The sequence below is a fragment of the Brevundimonas sp. genome (assembly GCF_035626535.1).
Classification (GTDB): Bacteria; Pseudomonadota; Alphaproteobacteria; order Caulobacterales; family Caulobacteraceae; genus Brevundimonas.
The window spans coordinates 1-7360 of the sequence record NZ_DASPNO010000041.1 but is presented as its reverse complement, the minus strand read 5'-3'; the positions used below and the strand labels follow the sequence as shown (position 1 = coordinate 7360).

Below are 7360 nucleotides of genomic sequence, written 5' to 3'. Positions count from 1 at the left end.
GCCCCGGCGAAGGCGCCGGCCAAGCCCGCCGCCCCCGCCCCCGCCGCCCCGGCCAAGGCTCCCGAGCCCGCCCCCGCTCCGGCCCCTGCCCCTGCCGAGGCCGCCGCGCCTCCGGCCCGTCCGGCCCCGCCGGCACGCCCTGTGGTCAATTTCGGCCAGCGTGCGCCCAAGCCGCAGGCCCCCGGCCGCGGTCCCGCCGAACGTCCGGCCTTCGGCGGCCGCTCGGCCCGCGAAGCGGCCATGGGCGGCGGCGAGCGCAACTACGCCGAACGTCCGCAGGCCCCCGCCCGTCCGCAGGGCGGCGCCGCCCGCCCGGCCGAGCCGGTCCGCTATTCGGCCCTGAACCCGCGTCCCGCCCCCGGCGCCGCCCGTCCCGGCGGTCCGCGCACCGGCCCCGGCGGCCGGCCGACCCCGAACGCTCCGCCGGCGACGCCGGACGTCGCCCGTCCGGTCCGCGCCGGCTTCGGCCGTCCCGCGGGCTCGAAGGCCGAGGAGGATCGCGACAAGCGTTTCTCGGACGCCGGACCCGGCAAGGCCGTCAGCCGCACGCGCGGCGAGCCCAAGCGCCGCGAAGGCCGCCTGACCATCCAGGCCGTGGCCGGCGGCGACGAGGACGCCGCCGAACGGATGCGCTCGCTCGCCTCGGTCCGCCGGGCCCGCGAACGCGAGAAGGAAAAGCGCAAGGGCGGCTCCACCGACGCGCCGAACCGTCCGCGCGAGGTCGTCATCCCCGACGTCATCACCGTCGGCGATCTGGCCAACCGGATGGCCGTGCGCGGCGTCGACATCGTCAAATTCCTGATGCGTCAGGGCATGATGGTGAAGATCAACGACGTGATCGACACCGACACGGCCGAGCTCGTCGCCGACGAATACGGCATGTCCGTCAAGCGGGTCTCCGAGTCCGACGTCGAAACCGGCTTCCTGTCCGACGCCGTCGACGACGAGGCGACCACGCCGCGCGCGCCGGTCGTGGCGATCATGGGCCACGTCGACCACGGCAAGACCTCGCTGCTCGACGCGCTGCGCACCACGGACGTGGCGGCGGGCGAGGCCGGCGGCATCACCCAGCACATCGGCGCCTACCAGGTGCGTCTGCAAGACGGCCAGCGCGTCACCTTCCTCGACACCCCGGGCCACGCGGCGTTCAGCGCCATGCGGGCGCGCGGCGCCAATGTGACGGACATCGTGGTTCTGGTCGTGGCCGCCGACGACGGCGTAATGCCCCAGACCATCGAGGCCATCCAGCACGCCAAGGCGGCCAACGCCCCGATCATCGTGGCGGTCAACAAGGTCGACAAGCCGGACGCCAATCCGCAGAAGGTGGTCAACGAGCTGCTGCAGTACGAGGTCATCGCCGAAAGCCTGGGCGGCGAGACCCAGATCATCGAGGTATCGGCCAAGGAGCGGACCAACCTCAACGGCCTGATCGATGGCATCCTGCTGCAGGCCGAGGTCATGGACCTGAAGGCCGATCCGGAACGCTCCTCGGAAGGCGTGGTCATCGAGGCCAAGCTGGACAAGGGCCGCGGCCCGGTCGCCACCGTGCTGGTCAAGCGCGGCACGTTGAAGCGCGGCGACATCGTCGTGGCCGGCTCCGCCTGGGGCAAGGTCCGCGCCCTGCTCAACGAGCGCAACGAACAGCTGACCGAGGCCGGTCCGTCGGTTCCGGTCGAGATTCTCGGCCTCGACGAGGCGCCGTCTCCGGGCGAGCCGTTCGCCGTGGTCGAGAGCGAGGCACGCGCCCGCGAGTTGACCGAGTATCGCGCCCGCGTGAAGCGCGAGAAGGCCACGGGCGGGATCAACCAGGTCTCGCTGGTCGACATGATGTCCAAGCTGGGCGCCAAGAAGATCAGCGAACTGCCGGTGGTCATCAAGGCCGACGTGCAGGGCTCGGCCGAGGCCATCGTCGGCTCGCTCGACAAGATGGGCAACGAGGAGGTCCGCGCGCGCACCGTCATGTCGGGCGCCGGGGGCATCACCGAGAGCGACGTGCAGCTGGCCAAGTCGGCCGGTGCGCCGATCCTCGGCTTCAACGTCCGCGCCTCGAAGCAGGCCCGCGACCTCGCCGAGCGCGAGGGCGTGGAGATCCGCTACTATTCGATCATCTACGACCTGCTCGACGACATGAAGGGCGTGCTCTCGGGCATGCTGGCGCCGCTGCAGCGCGAAACCTTCCTGGGCAACGCCCAGGTGCTGCAGGTGTTCGACATCTCGAAGACCGGCAAGATCGCCGGCTGCCGGGTGTCGGAGGGCGTGGTGCGCAAGGGCGCCAAGGTCCGCATCATCCGCGAGGATGTGGTGGTGCTGGAGCTGGGTACGCTCACGACGCTCAAGCGCTTTAAGGACGAGGTCAACGAGGTCCCGTCGGGCCAGGAGTGCGGCATGCATTTCCAGGGCTTCCAGGACATCAAGGCCGGCGACTACATCGAGTGCTTCACGGTCGAAGAGATCAAGCGCACGCTTGAGTAGGATTTCCTCCCCACGCAGTGGGGAGGGGGACCGCGAAGCGGTGGAGGGGCTCTGTCCGCGTCGCGGCCGCCGGCTCCTCCGTCCCATCGTTGCGCGCCGGGCCACCTCCCCATGAAATGGGGAGGATATGCCGCCGTTTCGCCTCATCCTTCACGGATCAACGTCCCATGCGCCGCATCCTGGTCCCCGTCCTCGCCCTTCTCGCCGTCGCCGGACCGGCCGCGGCCGAGACCCGCTACCTGGCCTACGACGCCGCCGACCGGATCACCCAGGCCCTGACCCGGGGGGTGACGCTGGAGGCCGACCGCGGCCTGTTCGGCGCCATCAGCGTGCGGCGGATCATCTCCACCTCGCAGCGCGGCGCCGCCGATATCCGCCGCGGCGGCCCCGGCGAGGTGCGCGGTGTCCTGCCGGCTGGCTCGAGCGAGCGCACGGTCTATCACATCACCCCTGAGGGCGACGGCCGCCCCCTGTCGCGCGCCCTCTGCCCCGGCTCGGACGAGGTCTGGCTGGTGGCGGGCCGGGTCAAGCTCGGCCATCCGCTGACCCTGCACGCCGTCGGCCGCTGGCCGGACGGGGCCTACCGCCACTGCGTGCAGTTGACCTACAACTGGCGCGGCGAGTGGGCCATGCCGCCCGCGGGGGGGGCCGACGACTCCGGCGCCCCTGTCGGGCGATAGGCGTTCACCTCGCCGCCGACCCTCGCTAGGGTTACGGCATGACCGCCGCCACGGCCCAGCCGCAGACCGCGATGAAACGCCTCGCCGGCGCGCTGTCGTTCGTCTGCCTGGTGCTGTTCCTGCTGGCCGTCGAACAGAAGCAGACGGTGGCGGCGTGGGAGACGCTGCGCGACGAGACTGGACCCGCGCTGGGCCGCATCGCCGACTGGGCTGGCCGCCTGCCCTCGGGCGCGGCCGACGGAATCGAGGGCCTCAAGGCGGCGGTGGCCGGTGAGCCCCGCCCGCTGGCGGCGGAGCCCGGTTCGACGGCCATCCTGAAAGGCGAGTACGGGCCGGCCGACGAGGCCACCCGCGCCGCGACCGGATCGCTGGCCGTGGTCGGCGCCGAGCTCCGCTTCGAGAACGGAGAGGCCGTGCGCACCCGGCCGCTGCGCATCGCCAACGGCCGCGAAGCCTTTGCGCCCGGCCAGACCTTCGCCGCCCGCCTCGATGCGCCCGCCGACGCCCAGATCGAACTGCGAGAGGTCGTGCCGCCGCTGCGCGGGCAGGCCGTGGCGCCGCTCAGCCTGTGCGGCGGCCAGCCCGCCGGCGTCGCCGCCCTGCTGCATCGCCGGGACCGGGTCGACCTGATGCTGTTCCGCACCCGGACGGTGGACCCCGCGACGCCGCCCTCGGCCCTGTGCGGCGTGTGGAGTTTCTCGGCCCGATGAGGCACAGGCGCTCCCGCACCGGCCTCGGCGCCGTCGGCGCCGCCGCCGCCGTGGGTCTGGGCGCCGCCCTGTGGACCTGGACCGCGCCCGGCGACCCGACGCTGTGGCGGGCGGCCGCGGATGCGCCCGGCGTCGAGCTGCACCTTCTCGACAACGGTTTCCATACCGACCTGGCCGTGCCGCGGGCGGCGCTGGAGGCGCGCGGCGGACCGCTGGCCGAGGCGGTGCGCGCCCTGCCGGCCGGCGACTGGATTCTGATCGGCTGGGGCGACGCCAAATTCTATGTCGACCAGAGCCCGATGGAAGGCCGCCTGCCCGACGGAATGCGGGCCTTTTTCCGGCCCGGCAACGCCTCGGTGATCATGCTTGATCCGGCCCAGCGCGACCCGACCGAATTGTTCGCCGAGGACGGCCGCCGCAGCTTCCGTCTGACCCCGCAGGGGTTCGAGGCCATGGCCGCCCATGTCGAGGCGTCGCTGGACCTGTCGAGCGGCGGGCCGCGCGTCGCCGCCGCACGCGAAGGGGACGACGCCCGCTTCTTCGCCAGCCGCGAGACCTTCTCGATCGCCCACCTGTGCAACCACTGGACGTCGGGCGTGCTGAATGCGGCGGGGCTGCCGGTGCGGCCGTTCCGCTCCATCGTCTCGTCGGAACTGATGGCCGCCATCGACCGGTCCGAACTGGACACCGCGGCTCCGCGGGACTAGACCGCGCCCCTTCGCTTTTCGAGCCGGGTCCGAGCCCCGGCGGGCGATGAGGACCCGATCATGAGCAGCCGCAAGCCCAATCCCAAGGCCGGAACCGTCAGCCAGCGCCAGCTCCGCGCCGGCGAACTGATCCGTCACGCTCTCGTCGAGGTGCTGCGCGAGGAGGAGATCCACGATCCGGCCCTGAAGGACGTGTCGGTGACGGTCACCGAGGTGCGCCTCTCGCCGGACCTCAAGCACGCCACCTGCTTCGTCGAGCCGCTCGGAGCCGGCGTCGACAGCGCCCCCGTCGCGAGCCATGTGGACGAGATCGTCAAGGCGCTGAACGCCCATGCGAAATTCCTGCGCGGCGTGCTGGGGCGGCGCATCGACATGCGCTTTACGCCCGATCTGCGCTTCCGCCACGATGAGAGCTTCGCGGCGGCCGAGCGGCTCAATCGCCTGCTCGACGATCCGCGGGTGCAGGCGGATATCGCACGGCCCGACGAAGACCTCTGATGGCGCGCCGCAAGAAGGGCGACGTCGTCAACGGCTGGGTCTGTCTCGACAAGCCGTTGGAGATGGGTTCGACGGAGGCGGTGTCGAAGATCCGGCGCCTGTTCAACGCCCAGAAGGCGGGGCACGCCGGAACGCTGGACCCGCTGGCCTCCGGCATCCTGCCCATCGCCCTGGGCGAGGCGACCAAGACTGTGCCCTTCATGATGGACGCCGGGAAGGTCTACCGCTTCACCATCAATTGGGGCGTCTCTACCGACAGTCTCGACCGCGAGGGCGAGATCGTCGCCCGCTCCGACGTGCGGCCTTCGGTCGAGGCGGTGCGCGCGGCCCTGCCGGCCTTCACCGGCGAGATCGACCAGGTCCCGCCGCAGTATTCAGCCATCAAGGTGGACGGCCAGCGGGCCTATGATCTGGCCCGCGACGGGGTGGACTTCGAGCTGGCGACGCGGCGGGTGACCATCCACGAGGCGGCGGTCACCGACGCGCCGGACGCCGACCATGTCGAGCTGACCATCCGCACCGGCAAGGGCGTTTATGTGCGTTCGCTGGCTCGCGATCTGGCGGCCGCGCTGGGGGCCGAGGGGCATGTTTCAGCCCTGCGCCGTGAGCGGGTCGGGCCGTTCTCGACGGAAAACGCCGTATCGCTGGATTTCCTGACCGATCTGGTGCATAGGGACGCCGCCTCGGAAGGCTTGCTTCCCGTAGCGACCGCCCTGGACGACATCCCGGAGCTGGCCGTGACGGATCAAGACGCCTTCTCGCTTCGGCAGGGACGGCCGATCGTTCTGCTCCCCCGACAGGTCGAAACGTTGAAGAGCCGCCTTCGGGAGGGCTCCAGAACTGTTTCAGCCTTTCAGGGCCAGACCCTCGTTGCTCTCGGTCAGTTGCGGGCCGGTCGCTTTGAACCCGACCGCGTTTTTAACCTCCAGTAGGAGCATACCCGATGTCGATTACTGCTGAACGCAAGCACGAAGTCATCGCCGACAACGCCCGCACCGAGGGCGACACCGGTTCGGCGGAGGTCCAGGTCGCGATCCTCTCGGAACGCATCGCCAACCTCACCGAGCACTTCAAGACGCACAAGAAGGACAACCACTCGCGCCGCGGCCTGCTCAAGATGGTCTCGCAGCGCCGTCGCCTTCTTGACCACCTGTCGAAGGTTGATCGCGAGCGCTACACGGCGCTGATCACCAAGCTGAACCTGCGCCGCTAAGGGGCGCCGGGAACGGGCGGAAGAGTTTTTCGAGGCGCGGGCCATGCCCGCGCCTCGTTCCGCATTCAAACGCTTCCAGGCAAAATGGGCTTCCGGTTTGCCGTCCGGGAAGCGTGACAAGTAAGAACCAACCCGCGCGCCGCGGGGTTATCCGGCGCATGACGCGAGGGCTGAACACCGGTCCTCAACCACTCCCGGGTCTGTCGCGATGGCGCGGCGGCCCATGGACCGAAGGACTGAACGCCCGACGCTCCACCCACTGATGGGACCCCGCGCGGAATCCGCCCGCGGGATACGAAAGACGAAACATGTTCGATATCAAACGCAAGACGATCGAGTGGGCCGGGCGCCCGCTGACGCTGGAAACGGGCCGCATCGCCCGTCAGGCCGACGGCGCCGTGCTGGCGACCTACGGCGAGACCGTGGTCCTGGCGACCGTCGTCTACGGCCGCGCGCCCAAGCCGGGCCTGGATTTCTTCCCGCTGACCGTCAACTACCAGGAAAAGACCTTCGCCGCCGGCAAGATCCCGGGCGGCTACTTCAAGCGTGAAGGCCGTCCGACCGAGAAAGAGACGCTGGTCTCCCGCCTGATCGACCGTCCGATCCGCCCGCTGTTCGTCAAGGGCTTCAAGAACGAGACCCAGGTCATCGTCACCGTCCTCCAGCACGACATGGAGAACGACCCCGACGTGCTCGGCATGATCGCCGCCTCTGCGGCCCTGACTATCTCGGGCGTGCCGTTCATGGGCCCGATCGGCGGCGCGCGCGTCGGCTACATCGACGGCGAGCTGGTGCTGAACCCGACTCTCGACCAGATGCCGGACTCGGACCTCGACCTCGTCGTCGCCGGTACCCAGGACGCCCTGATGATGGTCGAGTCGGAAGCGAAGGAGCTTTCGGAAGAGACCTTCCTCGAGGCCCTGATGTTCGCCCACCGCGGCATGCAGCCGGTCATCGACGCGATCATCGACCTGGCCGAGCACGCCGCCAAGGAGCCCTTCGACTTCCAGGCCGAGGACCACTCCGACGTCGTCGCCTCGATCAAGAAACTGGTCGGCGAGGACATCAAGACGGCCTACA

At 70.3% G+C, this 7360-nt stretch carries 7 protein-coding genes and 1 pseudogene; all 8 read left to right on the top strand.

From position 1 onward, the window contains the following. A partial coding sequence (gene infB, locus VEC04_RS06120; RefSeq protein ID WP_324774867.1) for a translation initiation factor IF-2 occupies positions 1–2472 on the top strand: 2472 nt, incomplete at its 5' end. A 167-nt stretch (positions 2473–2639) separates the two neighbouring features. Then, positions 2640–3152 (top strand): hypothetical protein, encoded by a 513-nt coding sequence (locus VEC04_RS06115; RefSeq protein WP_324774865.1) that lies wholly within the window; start codon positions 2640–2642, stop codon positions 3150–3152. Positions 3153–3190: 38 nt separating this feature from the next. Beyond that, on the top strand, positions 3191–3862 hold the full coding sequence (locus tag VEC04_RS06110; RefSeq protein ID WP_324774863.1) for a hypothetical protein: 672 nt from the start codon (positions 3191–3193) through the stop codon (positions 3860–3862). Then, entirely contained in the window at positions 3859–4569 is a 711-nt protein-coding gene (locus VEC04_RS06105; RefSeq protein ID WP_324774861.1) for a DUF2459 domain-containing protein, read from the top strand. Before VEC04_RS06110 ends, VEC04_RS06105 begins: the two co-directional genes overlap by 4 nt. A gap of 60 nt (positions 4570–4629) precedes the next feature. Beyond that, positions 4630–5067, top strand: coding sequence for a 30S ribosome-binding factor RbfA (gene rbfA / locus VEC04_RS06100; protein WP_324774859.1), 438 nt, complete (start codon positions 4630–4632; stop codon positions 5065–5067). Next, positions 5067–5999, top strand: coding sequence for a tRNA pseudouridine(55) synthase TruB (gene truB, locus VEC04_RS06095; RefSeq protein WP_324774857.1), 933 nt, complete (start codon positions 5067–5069; stop codon positions 5997–5999). The genes rbfA and truB overlap by 1 nt, the downstream gene beginning before the upstream one ends. Positions 6000–6010: 11 nt before the next feature. Continuing rightward, positions 6011–6280 (top strand): 30S ribosomal protein S15, encoded by a 270-nt coding sequence (gene rpsO / locus VEC04_RS06090; protein ID WP_298744151.1) that lies wholly within the window; start codon positions 6011–6013, stop codon positions 6278–6280. 308 nt (positions 6281–6588) lie between these two features. Beyond that, positions 6589–7360 (top strand): annotated as a pseudogene (locus VEC04_RS06085) (polyribonucleotide nucleotidyltransferase); the annotation flags it as partial.

What these genes read in the sequence shown, in the direction of transcription:
- VEC04_RS06105 (WP_324774861.1), top strand. Translation starts at nt 3,859, where the DNA reads ATGAGGCACAGGCGCTCCCGCACCGGCCTCGGCGCCGTCGGCGCCGCC.
- rpsO (WP_298744151.1), top strand. Translation starts at nt 6,011, where the DNA reads ATGTCGATTACTGCTGAACGCAAGCACGAAGTCATCGCCGACAACGCC.
- VEC04_RS06115 (WP_324774865.1), top strand. Translation starts at nt 2,640, where the DNA reads ATGCGCCGCATCCTGGTCCCCGTCCTCGCCCTTCTCGCCGTCGCCGGA.
- truB (WP_324774857.1), top strand. Translation starts at nt 5,067, where the DNA reads ATGGCGCGCCGCAAGAAGGGCGACGTCGTCAACGGCTGGGTCTGTCTC.
- VEC04_RS06110 (WP_324774863.1), top strand. Translation starts at nt 3,191, where the DNA reads ATGACCGCCGCCACGGCCCAGCCGCAGACCGCGATGAAACGCCTCGCC.
- rbfA (WP_324774859.1), top strand. Translation starts at nt 4,630, where the DNA reads ATGAGCAGCCGCAAGCCCAATCCCAAGGCCGGAACCGTCAGCCAGCGC.